The 24,447-nt window shown below is 48.5% G+C and carries 19 protein-coding genes; 13 read left to right on the top strand and 6 right to left on the bottom strand.

Annotated features, from left to right (window positions below):
- The first annotated feature begins 131 nt into the window (after window positions 1-131).
- The 6 genes from NDI34_RS08345 (at window position 132) to NDI34_RS08320 (ending at window position 9,027) form a co-directional block, all read left to right on the top strand.
- Window positions 132-2,870: a CBS domain-containing protein gene (locus NDI34_RS08345; RefSeq protein ID WP_348232418.1), complete on the top strand. Its 2,739-nt coding sequence runs from the start codon at window positions 132-134 to the stop codon at window positions 2,868-2,870.
- Between the two features lie 139 nt (window positions 2,871-3,009).
- A complete protein-coding gene (locus tag NDI34_RS08340; RefSeq protein ID WP_348232397.1) occupies window positions 3,010-4,458 on the top strand; it encodes a protein kinase in 1,449 nt (482 codons plus the stop codon).
- Between the two features lie 69 nt (window positions 4,459-4,527).
- A complete protein-coding gene (locus tag NDI34_RS08335) occupies window positions 4,528-4,854 on the top strand; it encodes a DUF6825 family protein (RefSeq protein ID WP_348232396.1) in 327 nt (108 codons plus the stop codon).
- Window positions 4,855-4,994: 140 nt separating this feature from the next.
- On the top strand, window positions 4,995-6,752 hold the full coding sequence (locus NDI34_RS08330) for an AarF/ABC1/UbiB kinase family protein (protein WP_348232395.1): 1,758 nt from the start codon (window positions 4,995-4,997) through the stop codon (window positions 6,750-6,752).
- 39 nt (window positions 6,753-6,791) lie between these two features.
- Window positions 6,792-7,520 (top strand): PP2C family serine/threonine-protein phosphatase, encoded by a 729-nt coding sequence (locus NDI34_RS08325; protein ID WP_348232394.1) that lies wholly within the window; start codon window positions 6,792-6,794, stop codon window positions 7,518-7,520.
- Between the two features lie 289 nt (window positions 7,521-7,809).
- A complete protein-coding gene (locus NDI34_RS08320) occupies window positions 7,810-9,027 on the top strand; it encodes a glycosyltransferase (RefSeq protein ID WP_348232393.1) in 1,218 nt (405 codons plus the stop codon).
- On the opposite strand, the gene NDI34_RS08315 is transcribed toward NDI34_RS08320, so the two are convergent.
- Window positions 8,988-10,253 (bottom strand): glycosyltransferase family 4 protein, encoded by a 1,266-nt coding sequence (locus tag NDI34_RS08315; RefSeq protein ID WP_190985352.1) that lies wholly within the window; start codon window positions 10,251-10,253, stop codon window positions 8,988-8,990. The two genes, NDI34_RS08320 and NDI34_RS08315, sit on opposite strands and share 40 nt — an antisense overlap.
- Window positions 10,254-10,417: 164 nt before the next feature.
- On the opposite strand from NDI34_RS08315, the gene NDI34_RS08310 reads away from it, so the two are divergent.
- The 5 genes from NDI34_RS08310 to NDI34_RS08290 all read left to right on the top strand — a co-directional run bounded on the left by NDI34_RS08310 (window position 10,418) and on the right by NDI34_RS08290 (window position 14,429).
- Complete coding sequence (locus NDI34_RS08310; protein ID WP_348232392.1) at window positions 10,418-11,341, top strand: hypothetical protein; 924 nt, start codon at window positions 10,418-10,420, stop codon at window positions 11,339-11,341.
- A gap of 109 nt (window positions 11,342-11,450) precedes the next feature.
- Window positions 11,451-12,134: a hypothetical protein gene (locus NDI34_RS08305; protein WP_348232391.1), complete on the top strand. Its 684-nt coding sequence runs from the start codon at window positions 11,451-11,453 to the stop codon at window positions 12,132-12,134.
- Between the two features lie 3 nt (window positions 12,135-12,137).
- Complete coding sequence (locus NDI34_RS08300) at window positions 12,138-12,791, top strand: FHA domain-containing protein (protein WP_190531688.1); 654 nt, start codon at window positions 12,138-12,140, stop codon at window positions 12,789-12,791.
- 111 nt (window positions 12,792-12,902) lie between these two features.
- Entirely contained in the window at window positions 12,903-14,003 is a 1,101-nt protein-coding gene (locus NDI34_RS08295) for a UDP-N-acetylglucosamine--LPS N-acetylglucosamine transferase (protein ID WP_348232390.1), read from the top strand.
- A gap of 198 nt (window positions 14,004-14,201) precedes the next feature.
- The gene (locus tag NDI34_RS08290) at window positions 14,202-14,429 is read left to right on the top strand and encodes a hypothetical protein (protein ID WP_348232389.1); all 228 of its coding nucleotides are present in this window, start codon (window positions 14,202-14,204) and stop codon (window positions 14,427-14,429) included.
- Window positions 14,430-14,536: 107 nt separating this feature from the next.
- Here NDI34_RS08290 and trmFO read toward each other — a convergent pair whose 3' ends face one another.
- From trmFO to ctpA, 5 genes are all read right to left on the bottom strand, one after another.
- Window positions 14,537-15,937 carry an FADH(2)-oxidizing methylenetetrahydrofolate--tRNA-(uracil(54)-C(5))-methyltransferase TrmFO gene (trmFO, locus tag NDI34_RS08285; RefSeq protein ID WP_190689020.1) on the bottom strand — a complete coding sequence of 467 codons (1,401 nt, stop codon included), beginning with the start codon at window positions 15,935-15,937 and terminating at the stop codon, window positions 14,537-14,539.
- 148 nt (window positions 15,938-16,085) lie between these two features.
- Window positions 16,086-17,585, bottom strand: coding sequence for a site-2 protease family protein (locus NDI34_RS08280; protein WP_348232388.1), 1,500 nt, complete (start codon window positions 17,583-17,585; stop codon window positions 16,086-16,088).
- Window positions 17,586-17,604: 19 nt separating this feature from the next.
- The gene (locus NDI34_RS08275) at window positions 17,605-17,850 is read right to left on the bottom strand and encodes a hypothetical protein (protein WP_348232387.1); all 246 of its coding nucleotides are present in this window, start codon (window positions 17,848-17,850) and stop codon (window positions 17,605-17,607) included.
- Between the two features lie 116 nt (window positions 17,851-17,966).
- Window positions 17,967-20,915 carry an ATP-binding protein gene (locus tag NDI34_RS08270; protein ID WP_190676464.1) on the bottom strand — a complete coding sequence of 983 codons (2,949 nt, stop codon included), beginning with the start codon at window positions 20,913-20,915 and terminating at the stop codon, window positions 17,967-17,969.
- Between the two features lie 656 nt (window positions 20,916-21,571).
- The gene (gene ctpA, locus NDI34_RS08265; RefSeq protein WP_190414394.1) at window positions 21,572-22,807 is read right to left on the bottom strand and encodes a carboxyl-terminal processing protease CtpA; all 1,236 of its coding nucleotides are present in this window, start codon (window positions 22,805-22,807) and stop codon (window positions 21,572-21,574) included.
- Between the two features lie 181 nt (window positions 22,808-22,988).
- On the opposite strand from ctpA, the gene petB reads away from it, so the two are divergent.
- Together petB and petD are read left to right on the top strand one after the other, a co-directional pair.
- Window positions 22,989-23,657, top strand: coding sequence for a cytochrome b6 (gene petB / locus NDI34_RS08260; protein ID WP_190430667.1), 669 nt, complete (start codon window positions 22,989-22,991; stop codon window positions 23,655-23,657).
- Window positions 23,658-23,867: 210 nt separating this feature from the next.
- Window positions 23,868-24,350: a cytochrome b6-f complex subunit IV gene (petD, locus tag NDI34_RS08255; RefSeq protein WP_190414392.1), complete on the top strand. Its 483-nt coding sequence runs from the start codon at window positions 23,868-23,870 to the stop codon at window positions 24,348-24,350.
- Window positions 24,351-24,447 lie beyond the last annotated feature (97 nt).

Below are 24,447 nucleotides of genomic sequence, written 5' to 3'. Positions count from 1 at the left end.
CTGGATAGAAATAGTTCAGCCGCAATTCTATACAGTAGTACCGTATCAAAAATCGACACTCATTGGTCATTCGTCATGGGTCATTGGTTATGGGTCATGGGCAAAGGACTAATGACTAAGGACTCATAATGATGAATGTGATTTTGTGCCATACAACAGCGGACTTTGACACCTTGGGTGCAGCGGTGGGGCTAACCCGTCTCCAGCCGGGATCTAGGGTCGTGCTGACCGGCGGTTGCCATCCAGCAGTGCGGGATTTTTTAGCCTTGCATAGAGATGAGTATGCGCTGATTGAGCGTCGCGCTGTGAACCCAGAGCAGATTCGGTCGATTGCCGTTGTGGATACTCAAAAACGCGATCGCGTGGGAAAGGCGTCTGAATGGCTGGATTTACCGGATTTATGGGAAGTTGTCGTTTACGACCATCACCCAGATGGGGAAGGAGATATCCCCGCTACCCGCACCCAAGTTGAGCCTGTCGGTGCAACCACTACTCTGATTGCCGAGCAACTCCAGCAAGAAGGCATCCAGTTGACACCTTCTGAGGCAACCGTGATGGCGTTGGGAATCCATGTGGATACAGGATCGTTAACTTATGAAGGGGCGACGGCAAGAGATGCGATCGCGCTGGCTTGGTTGATGGAACAAGGGGCAAGCTTGCGCTTAATTGCCGATTATGTTGAGCCAGGTTTATCCCCTCAATTGCAGGAACTGTTGACGGAAGCGTTGGACAACTTGCAAAGAGCGACAACGTGCGGCTATACCGTTTCTTGGGTGCTGCTCAAAACCCCTGACTACGTTCCAGGTTTGTCAACGCTTGCCACTCGGCTGCTCGATCTGGGCGAAAGCGATGCTTTGCTATTAGCAGCGGCGTATCCAGTAGGGGATGGAGGTGAGGAGCGATTCACGGTCATTGGGCGATCGCGCATTGAAGGCACCAATCTCAATGAATTATTTCAACCGCTGGGTGGCGGGGGGCATTCCCAGGCGGCGTCGGTGACACTTCGCGGCGTCGATTCCCAGACAACCCTGGAGCAGCTCGTCAGTCAGCTAAAACATCAAATTCCCCAGCCGCTGACAGCTCGGGAACTGATGTCATCGCCAGTGCGGACGATTCGCCCGGACACGACAATTGAGCAAGCCCAGAGAATTTTATTACGTTATGGGCATTCTGGTCTTTCGGTCGTGAATTCCGAAGACCAACTGGTGGGGATTGTTTCCCGGCGGGATATAGATCTGGCATTGCATCATGGCTTTAGTCATGCCCCGGTAAAAGGCTACATGACGAACAATCTGAAGACGATTACCCCAGATACTTCCTTGCCAGAGATTGAATCGATTATGGTGACTTACGATATCGGGCGCTTGCCGGTATTGCAAGATGGGCAGCTTGTGGGAATGGTGACGCGCACCGATGTCTTGCGGCAGTTGCATCAGGGAAGAGGGAATGGCGCATTCGTCACAGGTGATGGGACAGAAAAATCTCCCATTCCCCATTCCCAATTCCCCACGACGAATCTCCATTACACCCTCACCAATCTTCTGCGCGATCGCCTGGCTCCCCCCTTATGGGAATTCCTCACCAGAGCCTCCCAGCAGGCAGAACAACGCGGCTGGCATCTCCATTTGGTCGGCGGAGGGGTACGGGATTTACTGCTCGCCAATCCCCATGAAACCCTGATGCTTTCAGATATTGACTTGGTGGTAGATGGCTTTCACCGCTCGGCGGATGTCGGCGCTGGAGTAGAACTGGCGAAAGCACTTCAACAAACCTACCCAAATGCCCGTCTGGAAGTCCACGGTCAATTTCAAACAGCCGCGCTACTGTGGCACAATGACCCAGTTTTAGACTCTCTGTGGGTGGATATTGCGACGGCTCGAACCGAGTTTTATCCTTACCCAGCCGCGAATCCAGAAGTCGAAGCGAGTTCGATTCGCCAAGATTTGTATCGGCGGGATTTCACCATTAACGCCTTGGCGATGCGACTGACGCCACCCCGCGCAGGTGAATTATTGGATTTCTTTGGCGGAATGCTAGATTTGCGATCGCGCCAAATCCGCGTCCTCCATGCCAATAGCTTTATCGAAGACCCCACGCGCATTTATCGCGCCGTGCGGTTTGCAGTGCGCCTGGGATTTCAGATTGAACCGCAGACGGAAGGGTACATTCGCTATGCGCTAGAGAGTGGAATTTATGAGCGATCGCTCTCTGAAAATAGCAAAGCTCCGGCGCTACAAACACGGCTGAAAGCAGAACTCAAATACATCCTCCAAGCGCCCTACTGGAAACCCGCGTTGCAGTTACTTGCCGATCTGGGGGCGTTGCGGTGCCTCCATCCCACGCTAGAGTTAGATGAGCCATTATGGAAGCAGGTGCGTTTACTAGATCGGTGTCTGCGCCGATTTGATCCCCAGAAAACCCTCGATCATTGGCAGATGCGTCTAGAAATTTTAATTGCCTACCTCGCTGGCGAATATCGCGCGAAAGTGGCAATCAATCTTCAATTACCGACAGATAGTATCGAACGATTAGAGCAACTCGATCGGGATCGAGCGGATGTGGTGAAATTTTTGCCCGAATGTCAGCGACCCAGTCAAATTGTCGTGTTGCTGAGACGGTACGAATTGCCTACGTTGATTTTGATTGCTGTCAAAAATTCGCGTCTGATTCGGCGGCTAATTTGGCGATATCTCACTATCTGGGCGAATATTCAACCGATATTAAACGGCAATGATTTGAAAGCCCTCGGCTACAAACCGGGGCGTGAATTTAAACCCATGTTAGATCGTCTGTTGGCAGCAACGCTGGATGGAGAAATCCGCGATCGCGCTGATGCTGAAAAATTTTTGGCAGAGTATTATCCACTTTGAAGCGGCTAAGAGTCAAATCTAGGAGCGGAAACACCCGCCCTAAGCAAGCCCGGTAATCAACCGCCGCTTCCCTCCCTCCTGGGACTCAAAATTCGTACCAAGACGGTAGCATAGTTGGGAAAACTGTAACAAATCTTTAATGAACTTAACGGCTGGAGCAGTCCTGAAGAACGGCAAATACGTCCTCGACGCCCCACTGGGTCAAGGTATCTTTGGGATCACCTACCGGGCGACTCATACTCAGTCGGGGAAAGCGGTCGTCATCAAAACCCTCAACGACAGTCTGCGGACTCATCCTGATTTTGAGCGGTTTGGGCAGCAATTTCTCACCCAGGCACGTCGCCTTGCTCGCTGCAAGCATCCTCACCTGGTTCGGGTTCTCGACTTGTTTGAGGAATCCCGGCGATGTTTCATCGTCATGGAGTTCATACCGGGGCAGACCCTGGCCCAATCGCTGCCAGCGGGTCAGATTTTGCCAGAAGCCCAAGCCCTTGGCTATATCCGTCAAATTGGCAGTGCCTTAACGGTTATCCACAAGGCAGGGTTACTGCACCGAGATGTCAAACCCCAAAACATCATCCGGCGTCAAGGGACTGATGATGTAGTGCTAATTGACGTTGGTTTTTGTGCTGAATTGACGGCGGGAGTGACGCAAACCCAAGCCAGTTTACTAAATCCCGGATATGCGCCAATCGAACAATATTTTTCCCAGGAAAAACTCACCCCAGCGACAGATGTCTATGCTTTAGCAGCAAGTTTGTATTGCTTGCTGACGGGTCAACCGCCGGTTCCAGCACCGTTACGCGATCGCATCCCTCTGCCAAATTTACGGGAAATTCAACCCAAACTCAGCCCGACTGCGATCGCTGCGATTTTGTGTGGCTTAGAAATCGCAGCCGAGAAGCGTCCCCAAAAAGTAGAAGATTGGCTCTCCCTGTTGCCAGCTAGCAAGGCTCCACAGGCTCCCCGCGCGACCCAAACGGCTCGTCGCCCTGTAATCCCCAAATCTCAGCCTGCCCCCCAAAAGCCGCAACCAGCCAGCAACACGAAACCGAAGATATCGCTTGCTAGCGGAGTGAACTGGAATCTTAGCCAGGATGTGAAGCGACCGGGCAAAACCCGCCCCTACAAAACTCGACTAGCCAAAGTGAGTGCTGCCCCGAAAAAACTCAAAACAGCGATACGGGCAAACTTCCCGATTGCCTTTGCCAAACTGAAAATCTCGCTAGAGAGTTTCAAGATTCCAGAGGCGATGAATCGCGTCTCTACAAAGCTTGGCTCGTCAGCGAACCTTCCTAGCTTACAAAACTTAAAGTTTCCCAAACTGACACTAGGCAGAGGGCTGATGATGACCGCTGCGATCGCTACCTGTACGGGTGCTGGATTCGGCTTGGCAGTTCGCTTGAACGGAGCAATGGGACCGGGATCTTCTATCCTGCATACCGAACAATCCTTTCCACCCCGCGACGACTGGCCCATCTCAGACACCCCCGATCCCACGTCCAACGCTAACCTGCTATCACCCCCCGCTGCTGTTGTCGCACCCGTACCACCTTCCTCAGGTACACTGCCAAAGCCTAAGCTGTAACCTAGGCTGTATGTAGTATCGAGAGCAAGCAAGTTATAATTTGTTTCGGACGCACAAATAGATTTTTTCATGACGAATCCTGTAGTTCATGCCTTTTTTGTCGGCAGAGCGGTTGCAGAAGCTCTCAATGAACAGGTAGAAAACGCCGTCACCCATGCTCTCTCAGAACTCGGCAAATTTGATGCTGAACAACGAGAGTCTTTGCGGCACTTCACCTCACGAGTAACCGAACGCTCTAACGCCCAAGCTGAAACGGTGATGCGGGGGCGAACCACTACCAGCATTGTGCCTCAAGGCACCCAAACAACAGATTTGCAAGCGACGATTGATGAACTTCGGGCAGAAGTCGCTCGCTTTCGCGCCGAATTACAACGCTATCGCAGCAGCTCAGTATAAATCCTGAGAGCGCAGCGCTCTGTTCGCGTGCTGAGGGGGAATTCAGTTAAAAGTTCAGTTGTGAGTTGTTAGTTATCCAAAACTCACAACCTCAACTGTGATCGCCCCAATTACTTGAAAAAACAGACTTAGGAATCCGAGTGTCAGCCTATCCTAATGACTCTAAACTGAAGCGATACGCGGCTAGCACGCCGAGTGCCCAGCGTGCCGCTGATAAAGCCCGTAAGGATAAGGCTTATCGGTGGAACCGCGAACGTTACTCCCATCAACGGCGCTTCGTAGATATTTGGGGGTTTGTTTTAACCTTATTGTTTAAGCTCTGGCGCTACAACAAATCTTGGAGCTATCCGGGCGGAGTTACAGAGGAAAAACAAGCCCACAGACGCAGAGCACAAGCGATTTGGATTCGAGAGACGTTCTTAGACCTAGGGCCGACTTTTATTAAAGTTGGGCAGCTGTTCTCCACCCGTGCCGATTTATTCCCTGTGGAGTATGTGGAGGAACTTTCTAAGCTGCAAGACAAAGTGCCTGCTTTTAGCTACGAACAAGCTGAGGTGTTGATTGAGAAGGACTTCAGCAAGAAAGTTTCGCAGCTTTACCGCACTTTTGACCCGATCCCCCTGGCGGCTGCTAGCTTGGGACAGGTACATAAAGCAACTCTCCACAGCGGCGAAGAAGTCGTGGTCAAGGTACAACGACCCGGACTGCGGCAGCTGTTTACGGTTGATTTGCAAATTCTTAGAGGAATTGCCCGTTTCTTTCAAAACCATCCTGACTGGGGTCGGGGTCGTGACTGGCTGGGAATCTATGAGGAGTGCAGCCGAATTCTTTGGGAAGAAATTGATTACCTGAATGAAGGCAGCAACGCCGATACGTTTCGCCGCAACTTCCGCGCCTATGATTGGGTAAAAGTGCCGCGTGTCTACTGGCGATATACGTCGCCACGGGTTGTCACTCTTGAGTACATTCCGGGCATCAAAATTAGTCACTATGAAGCGCTAGAAGCAGCAGGGCTAGATCGAAAGGAACTGGCTCATCTGGGTGCTAAAGCTTACCTGCAACAATTGCTCAACGATGGCTTCTTCCACGCCGACCCGCATCCTGGCAATATCGCAGTCAGTCCCGAAGGTGCCCTAATTTTCTATGATTTCGGCATGATGGGGCGGATTAAGTCCAACATTCGCGAGCAACTAATGGAAACGCTGTTTGGCATTGCTCAAAAAGATGGCGACCGAGTGATGCATTCGCTCGTCGAAATGGGAGCGCTGGCAGCGGTTGATGATATGGGACCCGTACGGCGATCGATTCAGTATATGCTGGATCACTTTATGGACAAGCCGTTTGAAAACCAATCGGTGAGTCAGATTAGTGAAGACCTTTATGAAATTGCTTACGACCAACCTTTTCGGTTTCCGGCGACTTTTACCTTTGTGATGCGAGCCTTCTCAACTTTAGAAGGGGTTGGAAAAGGCTTAGACCCGGAATTTAACTTTATGGAGGTTGCAAAACCCTTTGCAATGCAGCTTATGGCAGATAGTAATGGCAGTAATAGTAGTAGTAGCTTCTTGAATGAATTAGGACGGCAAGCGGCTCAAGTTAGCAGTACGGCTTTGAGTTTGCCCAGGCGGATTGAGGATACGATTGAGAAATTAGAGCAGGGCGACCTGCGAATTCGAGTGCGCTCTATTGAGAGCGATCGCATTCTTCGGCGAATGAGCAGTATTCAGTTAGGAACCAACTATACTTTGCTCATCAGTGCCTTCACTCTGTCAGCCACCATCCTCTTCGTTCAGGGTTATGTCGGGTTGGCAGTCGTGGTTGCTCTGGGGGCATCTGCCATCGCGTTTGTCCTCATTCGCTTGCTCATGCGCCTCGACCGATTTGATCGGATGTTTTGATTCGGGTAAAGTAAAGTTGCTGTTGCCAGCAGACAATATATGATTCCTCGCTCCACGGGCCTCTCTGATGCGGGACTTCTTCGTCCCGTTAACCAAGATGACTACCATATCGACCCTGATGGGCGATTTTTTATAGTTGCTGATGGCATGGGAGGACATGCAGGAGGCCAGGAGGCAAGCCAAATCGCCACTCAGGCTATCTACACCTATCTAGATGAGCATTGGCATTCCGACGAGACTTGCCCAGCGTTATTAGAAAAAGCCTTCTTGGATGCAAATCAGGCGATTTTACAAGATCAAGCGAATCATCCAGAACGCTCAGATATGGGCACGACAGGCGTTGTAGTGATGTTTCGCCAACAGCAGCCTTGGGTCGCTCATGTGGGGGACTCTCGCCTTTATCGAATGCGAGGGGCAACTCTAGAGCAAATCACTGAGGATCATACTTGGGTGGCACGGGCGATGAAAGCCGGGGAGCTGACTTCCGAACAAGCTAAAATGCACCCGTGGCGTCACGTATTGTCTCAGTGTCTGGGTCGTAAAGATTTGCGTTTGATTGAGATCCAACCGCTGGATGTGCAAGCAGGCGACAGGCTGCTGCTGTGTAGCGATGGACTCACAGAAGAACTCTCGGATCAGTTGATTGCAACTCACCTCAAGGTTACTTCCTTGGAAAAGGCAGCCGACGCCCTTGTCGAGTCCGCTAAAGATAAAGGGGGCAGAGACAATATTACAGTGGTGCTGGTAGCGATTGAGGGGGGCGACTGAGAAGGAATAGCGGTGAGGGGATTCCCCTCGATCAAAAAAACCCACACTACCATCGCCTGCGGCTCCCTGCCCCTAATCCCCGTTCATGGGGATTAGTTGTCTCATTCCGTTGACCGCTGATGGCTCGCAGAAAGGGAATAAGATCCTCCTGGGTTTTTCAGATTTTTCCTGAATTAAACGAAATCCCTCTAGGTTAGACAAAACGTTAAGGGAATCAGATTCACAACTGAGCGATCGCATTTTAGACTTTAGACTTTAAACAGTCCTAGTAGCAATTCTTTAGAGTCCCTTGAGACGTCTTCTTTTTCTCACGGAACGATTTCCCCCAGATATTGGCGGGTTAGCGAGTAGCGCCGGACGCATCGCCGCCGCCCTCTGCCAGTTGGGCATTGAAGTAGACGTTGTGGCGTGGAGTCGTTACTTGCAACCGGGAGAAGTCCAGAGTTCAGACGTAGCTAGCAAGGCAACTAGGCACGCCGAAAGTCAAAATTTCCAAACTATCAAACATCTCAAAGTCCATCGGGTGGGGCTATATCGCCACTGGGATATGACGATGCCTCATACGCTCAATGTCCTCGACTGGCTGCATCAGTGCCGTGGGTACGATGCTGTTTGGGGGCACTATGTCTTCCCCAGTGGGTTCTTAGCTACTTGGTTTGCAGCGACAAATGGCCTTCCCAGCACGGTAAGCGCCCGTGGGAATGATATCGATCGAGCCATGTTTCCACCGGGGGATTTTGCGCGACTGCAATGGACGTTGTTAAATGCCCGTTTGATTACGGCGGTGAGTGCTGATATGGCACGAAAGATTCAGCTACTCGCCCAGCGGGATGATGTGATGGTTTTGAAAAATGGCGTCAACGAGCGGGTATTTTCGCCCCCCATTATCGGCGCAACTCATGAATCATCCCTTCTGAGAGCATCTTTAGGGATTGCTCCTGATGAAGCGGTACTGGGATTTTCCGGGGAATTACGAGAAAAGAAGGGGCAGCAGTTTCTTCTGAATGCCTTAACCACAGTCCGCGCCCAACGTCCTGCGTGTTTGTTAATTATCGGGGAAGTGCGGGCGTCTCAAGAAGCAGCACTACAACTGTATGCGACTCAGCATCCAGAAGACGCCAAGCGGGTTATTGTCACTGGACATTTAGCGAGTCCTGCGGCGGTAGCGGGGCATCTGCGGCTGTGTGATGTCTATCTGCAACCGTCGGTATGGGAGGGGATGCCGAATGCGCTGCTAGAAGCGATCGCCTGTAGTTGTTGCTGTATTGCCAGCGATGCGGGTGGGATTCCAGAGATCATTGAGCATGGAAAAAGTGGCTTTTTGCTGCCTCGTTCCCAGTTACATCGACTGGGTGAGGCGGTGCTGGAGTGCTTGGATTTAGCTCCAAGTGCTAGGCGTCAGATTGGGAGGGCAGGGCGCGATCGCATTCTCGCTGAATTTTCTCTAAAACATGAAAATCAGCGGCTTCAAACTGTTATCGATCGTTTAATTCCAAGTTCCTCATAAGCTGCTACCAAAGCATCACCGGCGTGTTTCCAAGTGTAATCATTCTCAATCTGCTGACGGGCATTCCTTGCTAAGTTTATTGCCAATTCCGGTTCTGTTTTTAACCTCAGCAAGGCATCTTTAATTTCCTTTGCAGAACCTGGTTTGACGAGCAGGAAATGTACCCCATCCACACCCAATTCTCTCACCACAGGTAAATCGCTAGCAATTACCGGCGTACCTGTCGCCATTCCTTCCAAAATTTTTAAAGGACAACAACCCTGAACCAGATTTCGGTCATTGGGCGTCAACGGAGCCAAAATTACATCAGATGCATGAATTTTTTGGACGAGTTCCGCTTGCGATACAGGGTCTAAAATCGTGAGAGACTCTGCTACTCCTAGTTTTAAAGCTAGCTGTTTTAAGGCTAAAATCTGAAAGTCGCGACCTTGTCCAATGACTGTTAATTGAGTAGAAAAATCCCGGTCAGCAAGTGCCAGTGCTTCAACAGCAAGATTAATCCCTTGCCAAGGGGAAAATGTCCCAAAATATAACACCTGAAATCGAGGCTGAGTCTTTATTGAATCATTTTCAATCTGTAGGAGTGGCGTTTCCTTGTCCTGATAGGGAAGATTTGGATACTCGGCATCCCTAAATTTTGAAGGACGATAAGTAAATATATCTAAATCAACTCCATTGGGAATGACGCGGATTTTTGAGCCGGGAACCCCTCTTGTTTGGAGATAGTCTCTGGTTACGGAACTAGGCGTTAAAATTAAATCTGATGCTTCTAAACAAATTTTTTCTTGCGCCTTTAATTTGTGCAATAATTCCCGATCTTCTGCCACTGCTGGATAGCGATATTTGAGTTCAATGGATGGCAATCCATTAACTTCAAAAATTAAATACTTACATAATTTTTCTTTGCTCAGGGCAATGGGAAATCCTTCATAAATAGAACGGATATGCACTGTCTCAAACCACTGATTCTGCCACCAATTGCCCAGCATCGCGCGAAAATAAAGCACTCGATTAATTAACGTATCTCCTAGCGCAGGTAACATGGATTGGATAACATGAGGTGATTCCCTCTGATTTACTGCGTAGGCTGTCGGGGAAACTGTCACTAGCTGAATGTCGCCAAAAGCATCTGCCAAAGCTTGAGTAAAAGCAGAAATATGAATTGCGGCTCCCTTGGGCGCTGGTACGGTATCAAAAGAAACGTAAACTATTCTAGAATCGTTCATCAACTAAACTATGACTCAATTTTGCCCTAAGATTCTAACTTTTTGTAACGATAATTACCACTTCCGAGAACGTATCTGTTATCAAAGCGTTTGAGTGTGATTTTAGGTAAGCGATCGCTACCTTCCGTAATCCCCGATTCATTGATATTGAATTTTTATTACAAATGTCAATAAATTTAGAAACCTTTCGCAAATCTCTGACTTATTCGGTGACGGCTGCTGTTTCTGATATTGTCAAAGACTTAAGGGAAATGGCAACCCTAGATAGAGCCTCGGAGGCAAAGCAAACAGAGTTTGGAAGTTTAGCAACCAAATGTGTTATTGGTGCGATTACTTCAATTGTTATAGCGTTCATTTTAATGATAGTTGTAGGAGAGATGGGAGATGGGTTTCAATTATTTGGAAATATTGTAACTATTTTATTATTGTTTGTTGGATTAGGATGTACGATCGTAGCGATTTATGCAGGAATAAGGAGGAGTAAATATAGCCGATTAAATTTACCAAATCATCGCTATGCATTAACGGAAAAAATTTTGGGAATGCTGGAGCGAGATATGGATAAGGAAGCTAAGGTCAGTGTTCATTTAGATCTCAGTCCAGCCCATCAAAAATCTAAGCAGATTAAAACAGTTGCCCATCCCTCGAAATCAGGATTTAAAATAGATATTTTCCAAGATGATTGGCTAAAAATGGAAGGACAATTTTTAGATAAAACTCGTTTTGTATTAACAACTTCTGAGCTAAATCAGACCGCTTATGGATGGAAAACTTCTAGAAGCGGCAAATCAAAATACAAAACGAAATCGAAAGCCAAGGGATTAGATATCAGTCTGGATTTAACTTATCCGCAACGACGGTACGGGGCAATCAAAGTTCTGAACAATGAAGCTGTGAATGCAGTAAAAATTCCAAAACTGACTAAGGTAAAACGGATGAGAGTGACGGATAAGGGAATAAACTTAGTCGTGAAAATGCCACCTTCGATGCCTTGGAACGAAGAAACATTATATCAAACTATCACGATGATGTTTCTCAGCCTGTATCAAGTTCTAAATTTAGCTCGGATGTTATCTAAGGCAAAGTAAGTAAAAGTAAAAACATATTTAGTTTGTTTGCAAAAATCCGGAACATTAATTATGCAAACTGTTACTAAATAAAGAAAGGATTTTGGTGGAAACTTGAACAATGAATAACATGAACAGAACATTTTTCTCCGGCTTAGCTTTGGCAGCGGTAATACTGCTAGCTTCTTGTAGTAATTCTGTTAAGCAGGCACCAGAAGTATCTACAACATCTAACCCGCAAACATCTCCAATTACTCAAAATAATTCGTCAGCGGTGACGACTAATACAGAGAAGATAAAATTTAAACAAGAGGGGGGTGCGGAAGATTTTGCCCTGAAACCAGAGGCGGATGGGGCTAAATTGCTTGATGGAAAGGACAAAGAATTAGCTCGATTTAATGTTGATGGTGGGGGGAAAGTAAAAATCAAGAATCCTGCCGATCAAGTTTTAGGCTACGTTGTAAAAAGAGAGGGTTACTGGAAGATTGAGAATGCAGATCAAACAAAAGAATTGTATGTTTTGCGAAGACAGAATGATGGAGATTACAAGTTAGAAGATGCGACAGATAAAGAAATTTACAGAATTAAAGCGCGAGATTACGGTTTTGAGGTTGAGTCACCGGATAAACAGTCGCTTTACAAGGTGAAAGTAAAGAATGGTAAAACTTCTCTGATCAATGCAGCCGACAAACCAGTTTTTTCTACAAAATCTCAGGTAAGCGCAATTGCGATCGCTAGCTTCGGGTTCGACGTTTTAAGCAAAGAACAAAAAGCCGCTTTAGCTTACGCAGTTAATCGTTCGGGAGGGAAATAATCCTTGCAAATTCAACTGAGTTGGATAGATCCAGCCACCGGCGAAAGACGAGAACCCATGTTAGAAACGCCTGTCGCCTTGGGCCGAGAATTTGCCTCAATGCCCCAAGAAATTGATGGCAATCGGGTTGCTAGAATTGTGTTAGCCAACGAGCAAGTGGCTGAATATCATGCTCTAATTGATGTAGCGAATGGCGAGTTAATCGTAGTCGATCAAAATAGCAGTACTGGCACCTTAATTAACAGCGTCCGGTTGCCCAGTAGTACGCTAATAGATGGCGATCGCTTGCAAATTGGCCCCTACGAAATTCAACTCAATCCCAGCAGCAGTCAGGCTACCAGTTCATCGGGGATGGCTGCAAGTGAAGAATGCGATCGCATGGTGGGATTTCTCTTCAAACGTCGCTGCGGACGCACTACAAACATTGGCTGTCCTTATTGTAGTTACCCAGATAATAACCCCTATTACTACGATTATTCCTATTACTCTGGATATGGTAACTACAATCGCGGTTATTGGGGCAGCAACTACTATGACAACCGCGATCGCTATGATTATGACCCGGAAACTGGCAATGTCGATTTCACCGAAGCAGACAATATGAGTCTAGAAGGGGAAATGGATGCCGATTTTGAGATGGATATGGGGGCAAGTTAAATTTTTAACGCAGAGGGACGCCAAAGATAACGCAGAGGCACACCAAGAAAAAACGATTCCTTAACGTACCTTTGCGTTTACCTTTGTGTTCTTTGCGTTGAAAACTCCAAAATGTCAATTTGGTTAATTTATGCTTTGGGAGGCGGTTGGGGACATCTTACCCGTAGCTTATCTCTCGGACGAATGGCTACCCGTTACCATCACGTCAAAATTCTTACGAATACCCCTTATGCAACTTACTTGGGCGGTGAGGGTTGCGATGTGCAAATCATTGCACCTGACGTTGGTTTTGCGGCGACTTGCGAACAAGTACGGGATGTTTTATTAAACACCCGGTACGACTGTTTAATTGTCGATACTTTTCCTCGCGGGTTGGGTGGTGAATTGGCAGATATTTTGCCCCAGTTAAAGCACATTCCCCGAATTTTAGTTCACCGCGATATCACCCCAGCTTATATTCACCGTTTTGAGTTGCGTTCTTTTGTTAAAGAAAACTTTGATGCGGTTATTGTGCCGGGAGATGGAGAAGATTCGCCGCTAGCAGATTTACCAATTGTCTATTACACCAGTCCCTGGTTAATTCGCAATGCTGAGGAACTGCCAGATAGAAAAAAGGCGCGATCGCTACTGGGTCTGAATGCACTTGGTCTGGATTGCGATCGCCCAAGCGGATCTAATTTGCGGCTACGCCAACGCCCCTTCAAGAAGAAGGGGGGCAGAAGTTGCTTCGCTTTTATTCAACAAACCCCACCGGCGGGAGTTAGAAAAAAGATTATCCTTGTCTGTGCCGCCGGACAAGCTTCCGAATTATCTTTCTTTGGTAAGTTATCAACTCACCTAGATGCAGCGTTTCCAGAGGCAACGGTGCGTGTCTTAGCACCCGTCTGTCCAGAGGGATGTCCGCCGCAGTTCTGGGTGTCATACTCGCCAGGAATTGAATGCCTCCCAGCGGCTGATGTCGTTGTCGGCGGCGCTGGTTATAACACAGTTTATGAATGTGCAGCGGTGGGCGTCCCGTTAGTCGCTTTTGCTTTTAAACGGCTATATGACCGTCAAAAGGTTAGGGCTTTGCGATGCGCCTACTGTGTTGAAGAGATTGAGGACGCGATCGCGACTGTGGCAATGCTGCAAAATCAGGTATCCAATCGCCCTGCGGATTATCCTAATGGTGCTGTAGAGGCAGTACGGCTAATTGAGAAACAATTTACCTGAGCGCACAGATTCCCATTATAAAAACCTACCATAAAAAAAATATTTATACAAGCTGCTTCAGGAAATTCAAAGCCTAAAAAAGTCTTAGCAAAAGATTATTAAAGTCCATTTTTAAGCAACCAGTTCCGTTTGCCAGACAACCGACTATAAAGCTATTAAGTATCGCTGTATACCTTATCTTGATAATTCTTAAGTTAGATGAAGTTTTTTGAGATTGTAGCAAACTGGGTAATAAATAACCATAAACCATTAACAACCATGAAAACTAACGAAGCAACCAATCGTGGGGCTACCACTGAGCAAGGTGAAAGCAAACAGGAGCTTAATCAAAAAACCTCTAAGCAATTTCTTATCAGCACGACAATCGGAGTATTAACAATTCTCGTAGTTGCTGCAAGTTATTATTTCGGACTCATGGGATCTTAATGCTACTGAGGAAGGTGGATCAAATCACTTACACTCATTCCCATTCTGTAGGGGATGGCAGCGCCATCTCCCTATGCAAAATGGGAGGTTAATTAAATCCCCGTTCCTTATTCAATGGAAGCGCTTGTTGCTTCTCGTTCCAAGCTCAGCTTGGGAACGAGCAATTTAGCCGCAGCTTTCCAACTCGCTAAATCGGCAAAAGAGCGATCGCGATAAACTCCATATCGCTCCTGCTTATTGCGAATCCGAGTCGGCAGTTCCGGCAAAATTCCGAAATTAGGCGGCATTGGTTGAAAATGCTTTGATGACGCCGAACTAATAAATTCAAACAACGCCCCCATCATCGTCGTTCCTGGTAGCGTTAGCGGATCTTTGCCCAAAGCCAGCCGCGCCGCATTCGTCCCAGCCAGCCAGCCACCCGCCGCCGCTGCCGTATAGCCCTCAGTCCCCACCAACTGTCCCGCCGCAAGCAACGTGGCGCGTTTGTGGAATTGCAAAGAAGGTTTTAACAGTTGGGGCGCATTAATAAACGTGTTGCGGTGCATCACGCCCAGCCGCACAAACTCAGCATTTTCCAACCCTGGAATCAGCTGAAACACTCTCTTTTGTTCGCCCCAGCGCAAATTCGTCTGAAATCCTACCAGATTCCACAACTGCCCCGCCTTATCTTCTTGACGCAACTGCACCACCGCATAAGGACGTTGCGACTGATTTTCTGGAGCGCGGAAATCGCCTTTACGGGCATCAAACAATCCCACCGGCTTCAACGGGCCATAACGCATCGTATCTTCCCCCCGCTGCGCCAGTTCTTCAATCGGCAGACAAGCTTCAAAAAACTTAGCCGTTTCCCGCTCAAAGTCTTTCAGTTCCGTTTGTTCAGCCTTACAAAGTTCCTGCCTAAAGTGGAGATATTGCTCCCGATTCATTGGGCAATTGAGATAAGCCGCGTCTCCCTTGTCGTAACGAGAAGCCAAGAAAGCCACATCCCGGTTAATCGATTCTCCCACCACAATCGGGCTGGCGGCATCGAAAAAGCTCATGTATTCCATGCCCGTGAACTGCTGCAAATCTTCAGCCAGATCGGGACTGGTTAGCGGGCCACTGGTGAGGACGACAATGCCTTCTGTGGGGATTTGGCGCAATTCACCGCGTCGTAACTCAATCAGGGGATGATTCGCGAGGATTTCTGTCAATTCGCGGCTAAATACGCCCCTATCCACCGCCAAGGCACCCCCAGCGGGAACCGCGTGTTCGTCGGCTTTACTAATAATCATTGAGCCAAGACGACGTAATTCTTCATGCAAAAGACCGGCTGCGCGATCGCTCGACATTGCTCCAAAGGAATTACTGCACACCAATTCTGCCAGGTGTTCGGAGTGATGGGCAGGGCTAAACCGTAACGGTCGCATTTCGTGCAGCACTACCGGCACACCCGCATTCGCAATTTGCCAAGCCGCTTCCGTCCCCGCTAAACCACCACCTATCACCTGAATCGGCTGTTTTTCCATTGTTCTTATTCCTTTGCGAATGGCTAATGAAAGTAATGAGTTACAAGAAAATTCTTGAATTCACAACTCATAACTCAGATACGATGAATCGCGTCTCCCCTTAAAGCTTTTTACCAATTACCAATTACCTTTTACTCAATTATCTGAATCAAACCTTCAACAACTGCGCGAGATTTCCTGGCACTGGCAATAGAATGCTCACTAAAAGCGCCAAAACTAACAATCCCCAGAGATCGCGCTTGTTGTCAAGTTCGCTTACATCATTCAGCGCCGGTTCATCAGAAACTGGCATCAAGAATAAGAATATTGCCCAAATAAACAAATCTGGCTGAACAAGAGACAATCCCAGCATCAGCAGTCTGCTAATTTGACCAATCATCGCCCCATTTCGTTGTCCAAACATGGCATGGACAATGTGACCGCCATCCAGATGTCCTACCGGCATCAACTTAAACGCTGTCCAGATAAAACCGATATAAGCCGCCACTCCCACTGGGTGAAGCTTGATTGCCATGTTTGCTGTCAGTTCAGATCCCAGCGCCCATTTACTTAGCAAAGTTAATAACAGGGAAAACCGGGGATTCAAAGAAGTGAAGTTTAAGATACTCGACTGCTCCGACACAGCAACCACATCCGAGTGGGCTAATCCCCAAAACAATAGCGGTAACGTCACCAAAAAACCAGCGACGGAACTAGCAATGCCCAAATCGAATAACGCTTTGCGACTGGGTACGGGCGATCGCCGCCCAATGAACGCTCCAAATGTGCCCAAGAAAAAAGGAACGGGGATAAAGTAAGGCAGCGTGGTGCGAATTTTGTAATATTGGGCACTCAGGTAATGACCGAGTTCGTGGATGCCTAAGATAGCCACCAATGCCAAAGCATAGGGCAGTCCTTTTAACAGCAAAGCTGGGTTAGATTGCAGTGCGGCGTTAGAAACTTCTGAAATTTCCACCCCAACTAAAGTAGTGGTAAACAAAGTTACAAGCAGCAGCCCTAAGGCTAAAGCCGGTCGTTTTAAAGGTTCGGTTTGCTGCTGTGCCTGCGAGTGAGCTTGGGGATTGGGAACCAACGCAAAGAACGGACTTCCATTCAAACCTTCTTGAAAAACAACAAAGAAGCGATCGCCAAATAATCCCTCAATATTCTCCCGAATTGTCTGGTACGCCACCTCCGGGTTCGTTCGCAACTTCCCCCGACAAATCACCGCTTGGGGTCGGTAATCGATGTTCTGGAGGTAATAGATAGACCAGGGAAAGCAATTGCGAAGATTAGTTTCTTCCGTTTTATCAATCGGACGGACGGTACTCCCTGCATCGCCAGCAGAAACAGGCTGTACCTCAGATGGATTCTGAGCTTGTTCCGTCACCATTTCTTGCGGTTTTGGCGGCGGGGTAAAATCTCGACGACCCCACTGAATCAGCAGCCAGTACAATATCGGGCAAATGATAAACGGAGAAATCTCCAAAGCTGGCGGCATTCGCTTATCTTCACCGTAGACCAGAATCCAGGCACTCCAAATGAATGCTGGTGTCATCATCACCATCCACAAAAGCCAGACTGGGGTTCGGGTGATGTTAGCAACACTGCGCTTCACGATGAAGTAAGTAAACAGTCCTAGTAACAGTAGGAGCAACCAGAGTTCCATGATCTAAATCTGAATTGGTCTACAGGAGAATTAACTGGCTAGCAATTAGCCATTCCAGATTGGAAATTAACGTGCCAGCCAATTGCTTAAAAGAGCAAAGTGCAAGCAGATTCTCCAGAATACAGCGCCACCATCCCGACTTATAACCCCTCGAAGGAACAGCCGCATCCAGCACGTAAAACTTCAACTGGCTGTCCTTGACACCATCCTTAACACCATTTGTGCATCTCCACCCAATCGGGACACATCGGATGGAACACCCCATTCCATTGTAGAAAACCCAGGGGATATCCCGACCGATTGTTTTGAAGGTTTGCCGAAAACAAAGTCGGGAGTCGCTAGATTTTATTTATTCTTTGCGACCGATTCTCCCTCACCCCTTCACTTTGGATTTTGGGCTAGAAGATAAACCACGAATACCGTTCCCGCATCTACCTCTGAATGGAAGCTAATCGTGCCGCCATGCATCTCCACCAACTGGCGAGTTAAAGCCAATCCCAACCCAGTCCCTTCGTGCTGCCGATGCAGAGAGCTATCAATTTGTTGAAACGCCTCAAACAAAAGATGCTGTTTCTCCATCGGAATCCCAATTCCCGTGTCTGCCACCTCAATCATCGCCTGGTTACTTTCACACTGCATCCGCAGCCATACCTCACCCCCTGGTGGTGTGAACTTTACCGCATTCGAGAGTAGATTCAGCAAGATTTGCCGCACGCGCCGTTCATCCCCCCAAAATTCATCGGCGGGAGGCAACTCAGCGAAATCCCCTGTTAGCTTCACCTGTTGGACTTGAGCCTTTTCTTGCAGCAGTTCCAAACTTTCAATCCCTACCTGACGCAGAGAAAACTGACTGAGGGTTAAAGACGCCTTACCGGATTCAATCTTAGATAAATCGAGAATATCGTTAATCAGCTGCAACAGGTGCTGTCCGCTATTGTGAATAATCTTGAGATATTCTTTCTGTTTTCCGCTCAGTTCGCCAAAATACGGTTGCATTAAAGCGGAGGACATCCCAATCACAGATGTGAGCGGTGTCCGCAATTCATGACTCATGGTTGCTAGAAACTCAGTTTTCGCCTGAGAAGCTGCATTCGCAGCAGTCAAGGCATCTTGCAACTGCTCGGTTCTCAGAGATAGCGCCTGCTTCGTCTCCACTAGCTCCGTAATTTCACGGAAAGTCCCCAAGCAAGCATAAACCTCACCATTAGAGTGCTTCAACGGCACCCTGGAAGTGTCGAAGTGGTGAATCCCATCTGGGAAAACTAGGGTTTCCTGTTCGTGTAGCGTTTCTCCCGATTCAAAAACCCGCAAATTTTGTTTGGCAAACGACTTAGCAATCAGAGGCGGGAAGCATTCTAGAATCGACCGATCCTGAACGGCATATCGGTTGTCAAACCCCATCCTTTGAGCAAAAGCATGATTGCAAAAGCGCAGACGCAGATTCTCGCGCTCGACCACAAAAATGTAGTCTGGGTGAGCATCAAAGAAACTTTCCAGCTCAGCGGTGCGTTCTCGTACCAAGGCTTCTAGGGTTTGGTTTTGCGCCTGAATTTGTTGGTAAAGGGTTGCTTGGTAGATAGCGATCGCTAGTTGGTCGGCAACAGTCGTGATAAATCTTAACTCCGACTCGTGCCAGTAGCGGGGAAATTGATCCTGAGCGAAGGTTAAGCAGCCCCAAATCTTTTGCTGTCGGTGAATTGGCACCATCAACCAAGCGCCCGGATATTTTGCCGCCAAAGAGCGATTCATCGGGTCATCCACTAAGCGCGTATCGCTCACCTGGACAACCTGTAGATTTCGCAGCGTTCTGGAACAACAGTTTTTTTGATCGGGAACGATCAAGTTCATGGCTGTGAGGATATCAGCATGAGCGCGATACTCAGTCAGCGGCTTCCAACACTGCTGTTCCTCTAAATACTGAAAAATCAAACATCGATCTGCCACCAAAAGATGACCCAGTTCCAGCGTCACCGTTTCAAAGATATGGGACAGTTCTAAAGAGGCCCGGATTTGGGCAACCAGCCGATTTAATAGCGCCGCATGAGTAATTCGTTCCTCCGCTTGCTGGTAAAGCGTCGCCAGGTTGTGTCCTCGCTCTACCAATTGCAGCGCCAGATGCAGTAATTGCCGCTCTCCCGGTTGCCACTCCCGCTTCTCATCCCATTGCTCAAGCAGTAGCAACCCAACCAGTCCAGACGCACCGTGTAGAGATGCCATCTCTCGCGGCTCGATTTTCTGCGGGTGTGTATGCAACCAGGTCAAAAAGATAGATTCGGCAGCCGTTGAGCCAATGTTTCGCTCAGTTGCCCAAGGATTGCCCTGATGATGTTTGAGAAGGCACTGTTCGATGTTTGCCCATTCAGGATCGTGAGTTTGCCGAGCCGAAAGGGGGATAGATGAATCGTGGGCGATCGCGCTCCACAAGGTACGCTCATCTTTGGCGCTATAGAACGCAATTAAACACCGACTAACCCCAAAAGTCTCTTGAATCAACACCGCCGAACGCTGCAAAATTACCTGCGCTCCCTGGCTTGACCAGCTAATTCGTAGCAGTTCTTGGAGTAACTTTTCTGGCTGTTGCCAACTCGGCACTACAGCCTGGGGAATGGGGGGTTGGACAAGGTGCGCCTGGATTCCCGGCTCCCTCAACAAGGCGGTTTTAATCTGAATGTCGGTTGTAGGATTGCCGATTAAACTCGCCCCAGCACTGCTACAAGCATTTGTATCTGCTTTTTCTGGAGTCTGAGTGCTAATTTGACTGGTTAAGATAGCACTCACCAGCGTTGATGTGAATTCGCTCTGCAAAGCTGGGAGATTGGGTTGAGGGAACCAATCGGCAATGGCTCGCTCGAAAAGAGGGGAGATTTCTGGGGTTAAGTGCAACCCGCGAGAAATTTCGGCGCAAATACTGCCCACAATCGCCGGATCGAAGCCAAAACACAGCTCGTAAGGATTGGCGTTTAGTTCAGAATTCTCAGTGGTTTTGTAGCTGTGCAACATCACATTGAAGCGATCGCCCAGTCCCAAAATTACCAACGAGGGCACCTTGCTTTGAGTCTCTGGAGTTGAGCTAAGGGTTCGAGTTAACTTCCGCAGCTTCAACGAACAAGGCAACCATCTGTGTTGATTCTCACATTTATTCTCGCAATGGGTTGCTGATGGCTTCCCCATTGCCAGATTCAAAAAACAGTTGGGCGGGGTCAGCAGCTCCGGCAAGCCCAAAGCACCTGCTTCTGGGGATGCATACCCGCACCGCGCTCCTTTTGATTGTCTCTCCGGGCACAGGTCGCTCGGAGTAAAGTCAGACTTACCCCCGGCGATGAGTACCACTCTGGAATCTGGTTGTGAAGCTAAAAACTTCAGCAATGAGTGGGCAACAGATAAAACTGTTGACCGACTGATAGAGTATCTAAGATCGTTTGCCAGGAAAACCATGAGCGCGATCGCTATATTTAGGGGTAAAAACTCTCACCAGTGGTAGGCGTGCCTTAAAAATTAAGCAATCGCATGGGCCCGTGCGATCGCAGTTAAAACCCACTCAGCCTCAGATTTTTCTAGAATCTATTTCCACTCAAGCCGAGCATTGCTTGATTCCCAATTTACACTGCTCTTTCATTGTGGAATCAAACTTACTGCACTCGCTTCGGTAAATGCACTATTAAGTTTTATCTAGATTTTCTTTTTTTGCGATTTTGGTATTACTCACAACAGAAATAAAAAAACTGAAGGCTGTTATTATCAGCCGTTAGGCGATATCCGTTAATGTTTATAGTCGTTGTGTTCGGTGCCAAGCACGGACCAAGCACTAAGCAAGAATTCTCTCAATCCATCTGCCCCTGAAGCACCTGTGCCTCTTCAGTTCCTCAGTCCTAACTCCTAACTCCTCAGTCCTAACTCCTAACTCCTCAGCCCTCAGCCCTCAGTCCTCAGTCCTAACTCCTCAGCCCTCAGCCCTCAGTCCTCAGTCCTCAGTCCTAACTCCTGAATCAAGCCGCATCCGCAACGACCGCATTAGCGGTTAACACCTCCAACGCCGTTTTGTATTGCTGGTCTGCTTCCGTACCCACCTGGTCAAGCGTAATTGGCTCCAGAGGCACTTCCCGATCTGGCGTAATGCCAAGCTTGTTGATATCGTGATGGTTTGGCGTTTCGTACTTGGCAACCGTTACTGCCAATCCTGACCCATCTGAGAGGTCAAACAAAGATTGAATTAGGCCTTTGCCAAAAGTTCGAGCGCCTACCAATTGGGCACGACCATTGTCTTGAAGTGCCCCAGCCAGAATCTCGCTAGCACTGGCGCTTCCCTGATTCACTAAAACAACGAGAGGAGCGTGGGTAAGAGCTGGTGCAGACGCCTCAAAACTGCCCAGAATGCCTTGTCGGTTGACCGTATAGACAATCGTGCCTTCATCCAACCACATCCGAGCAATCTCAATGCCTGCCTGCAAAAGCCCTCCTGGATTATTTCTCAAATCGAGCAGATAAGCTTGTGCCCCTTGTTTCTCCAACTTGGTGACGGCATTCGCCAGCTCAGTTGGGGCATTGGCACTAAACTGGCTCAGGCGAATGTAACCCACCGGGAGGCGAGAACTGCTGGAATCTAAGACTGCATAAACGGGGTTGAGGGCAATTCGCGATCGCACTAGCGTAATTTCTTCAGGCGTTTTTGTCTCCCGTTGCATCAGGAGCCTTACCTCTGTGCCCGCAGCGCCCCGCATCCTCGCGGCGGCTTCATCGAGGGTCAGTTGGGCACTCTGGATGCCATCAATTTCCAGGATGCGATCGCGCGATCGGATTCCCGCCTTCGCAGCAGGCGAACCGTCAATCGGTGCCACCACTTGCAACTCGCCCGTCTCGGCATCAAGGGCAATTTGCAGTCCCACCCCTTGAAGCTCTCCGGAAGTATTCACCTGTAAACTTCGGTACTGGTCGGGTTTTAAAAACCGCGTGAACGGATCTTCCAGAGTTTTGAGCATATTTTGAATTGCCGTGTAAGTCGCCTCACGATTAGACAGAGGCTGCTTGATCGCCTTCTGACGAGCCATCCACCAGTTTTGTTGATTGAAACTGTCATCCACGTAAGCATAGTTGACAATTCGCCATGCTTCCGATAAAAGCTGCTGTTCCTCCGTTAAAGCGATCGCTGGCGAAGTCCACCAACTTAACGTAAAGATAGTTTGTATGATTAGTACGAATACAACCCTTAACACTCGTTTGTGCATGACACAGAATCCCCCTTTCGGGCTATGTTACATTTTTTGTAGAGGCTACGCCTAGACTTCTCTCTATCGCGGTGTCTACCGATCCCCATTGCAGCTTCATGCCCCCGAAAAGAGCGGAAAACTGTCTCATGGGGTTGGCTCGTGTCAAAAACAGCAATAAATTTTTAGGAACTCTGGGTTCATGTTTTCTAAGCAGGTAACTGATTCAAAAGCCTACAACTGGTTTGAGGAGCGTCTGGAGATTCAGGCGCTTGCCGATGACGTCAGCAGCAAGTATGTGCCTCCCCACGTAAATATCTTCTACTGCCTGGGTGGAATTACACTGACTTGCTTTTTGATCCAGTTTGCCACTGGATTCGCCATGACGTTTTACTACAAGCCGACCGTCACCGAGGCTTTTTCCTCCATCCAGTACCTGATGACGGACGTCAACTTCGGTTGGCTGATTCGCTCCATCCACCGCTGGTCTGCCAGCATGATGGTGCTGATGATGATTTTGCACACCTTTCGGGTTTACCTCACCGGCGGTTTCAAAAAGCCCCGCGAGTTGACCTGGGTGACGGGTGTGACTCTGGCTGTGATCACCGTTTCTTTCGGCGTCACCGGCTATTCACTTCCTTGGGATCAGGTTGGTTACTGGGCCGTTAAGATTGTCTCTGGCGTCCCTGCTGCGATTCCCTTGGTCGGCGATCAAATCGTCGAGCTGATGCGCGGGAGTTCCAGCGTTGGACAAGCCACTCTGACACGCTTCTACAGCCTGCATACCTTTGTGCTGCCCTGGCTGATTGCCGTCTTCATGTTGCTACACTTCTTGATGATTCGCAAGCAAGGCATCTCTGGCCCATTGTAAAAAGTACTGAGTGCTGTAGAGACGGGATATCTCCGTCCCTACAGCAGGGCAAGAGATATCCAGCCCCTGTCCAACGCCCAATGGGGAGAGGAGAGAAAGTGGGAAAGTCATTTTTCTTCCCTGCATCATCTATCCCCCTATTACCCCCTGACCACTTTGCCTCTTGCTTAGCTCAAAGCTTTCAAAACGCATAGGAGAACACATACAACAATGGGAACCCAAAAAAAGCCGGATCTAACCGATCCGCAGTTACGTGAAAAACTTGCCAAAGGCATGGGTCATAACTACTATGGCGAACCCGCTTGGCCCAACGACCTACTCTACATTTTCCCTGTAGTAATTATGGGGACGATTGCACTGTGTACGGGTCTGGCTGTGCTTGACCCAGCGATGATTGGCGAACCGGCAAACCCCTTTGCCACTCCTCTGGAAATTCTCCCAGAATGGTACTTCTGGCCTGTTTTCCAAATTCTGCGGATTTTACCCAATAAACTGCTGGGTATCGCCTGCATGGCAGGGATTCCTTTGGGCTTGATTCTCGTTCCCTTCATTGAGAACGTCAACAAATTCCAAAATCCCTTCCGTCGGCCAGTCGCCACGGCGGTTTTCCTGTTTGGAACCTTCTTTACCCTCTGGTTGGGTATTGGTGCCACCTTCCCCATTGACAAATCTCTGACATTGGGTCTGTTTTAAGACAATTATTTGTTACCTTTGACGCCTGTGGGTTTCAAAAGCAGTGCTTTTGTGCTGCTTTTGAAGCATCTACAGGCGTTAAGTATTATCTGGTCGC

It is taken from the genome of Trichocoleus sp. DQ-U1, assembly GCF_039961925.1.
Taxonomy (GTDB): domain Bacteria; phylum Cyanobacteriota; class Cyanobacteriia; order Cyanobacteriales; family FACHB-T130; genus FACHB-T130.
This window is presented reverse-complemented; position numbering and strand designations above follow the sequence as displayed.

Bases quoted from the DNA above. Each gene is read 5' to 3' on its own strand.
- trmFO (WP_190689020.1), bottom strand. From the start codon at position 15,937: ATGGAAAAACAGCCGATTCAGGTGATAGGTGGTGGTTTAGCGGGGACG.
- NDI34_RS08275 (WP_348232387.1), bottom strand. From the start codon at position 17,850: ATGGGGTGTTCCATCCGATGTGTCCCGATTGGGTGGAGATGCACAAAT.
- NDI34_RS08335 (WP_348232396.1), top strand. From the start codon at position 4,528: ATGACGAATCCTGTAGTTCATGCCTTTTTTGTCGGCAGAGCGGTTGCA.
- NDI34_RS08290 (WP_348232389.1), top strand. From the start codon at position 14,202: ATGAAGTTTTTTGAGATTGTAGCAAACTGGGTAATAAATAACCATAAA.
- NDI34_RS08310 (WP_348232392.1), top strand. From the start codon at position 10,418: ATGTCAATAAATTTAGAAACCTTTCGCAAATCTCTGACTTATTCGGTG.
- ctpA (WP_190414394.1), bottom strand. From the start codon at position 22,807: ATGCACAAACGAGTGTTAAGGGTTGTATTCGTACTAATCATACAAACT.
- NDI34_RS08315 (WP_190985352.1), bottom strand. From the start codon at position 10,253: ATGAACGATTCTAGAATAGTTTACGTTTCTTTTGATACCGTACCAGCG.
- petB (WP_190430667.1), top strand. From the start codon at position 22,989: ATGTTTTCTAAGCAGGTAACTGATTCAAAAGCCTACAACTGGTTTGAG.
- NDI34_RS08345 (WP_348232418.1), top strand. From the start codon at position 132: ATGAATGTGATTTTGTGCCATACAACAGCGGACTTTGACACCTTGGGT.
- NDI34_RS08280 (WP_348232388.1), bottom strand. From the start codon at position 17,585: ATGGAACTCTGGTTGCTCCTACTGTTACTAGGACTGTTTACTTACTTC.
- NDI34_RS08340 (WP_348232397.1), top strand. From the start codon at position 3,010: ATGAACTTAACGGCTGGAGCAGTCCTGAAGAACGGCAAATACGTCCTC.
- NDI34_RS08325 (WP_348232394.1), top strand. From the start codon at position 6,792: ATGATTCCTCGCTCCACGGGCCTCTCTGATGCGGGACTTCTTCGTCCC.
- petD (WP_190414392.1), top strand. From the start codon at position 23,868: ATGGGAACCCAAAAAAAGCCGGATCTAACCGATCCGCAGTTACGTGAA.
- NDI34_RS08295 (WP_348232390.1), top strand. From the start codon at position 12,903: ATGTCAATTTGGTTAATTTATGCTTTGGGAGGCGGTTGGGGACATCTT.
- NDI34_RS08305 (WP_348232391.1), top strand. From the start codon at position 11,451: ATGAACAGAACATTTTTCTCCGGCTTAGCTTTGGCAGCGGTAATACTG.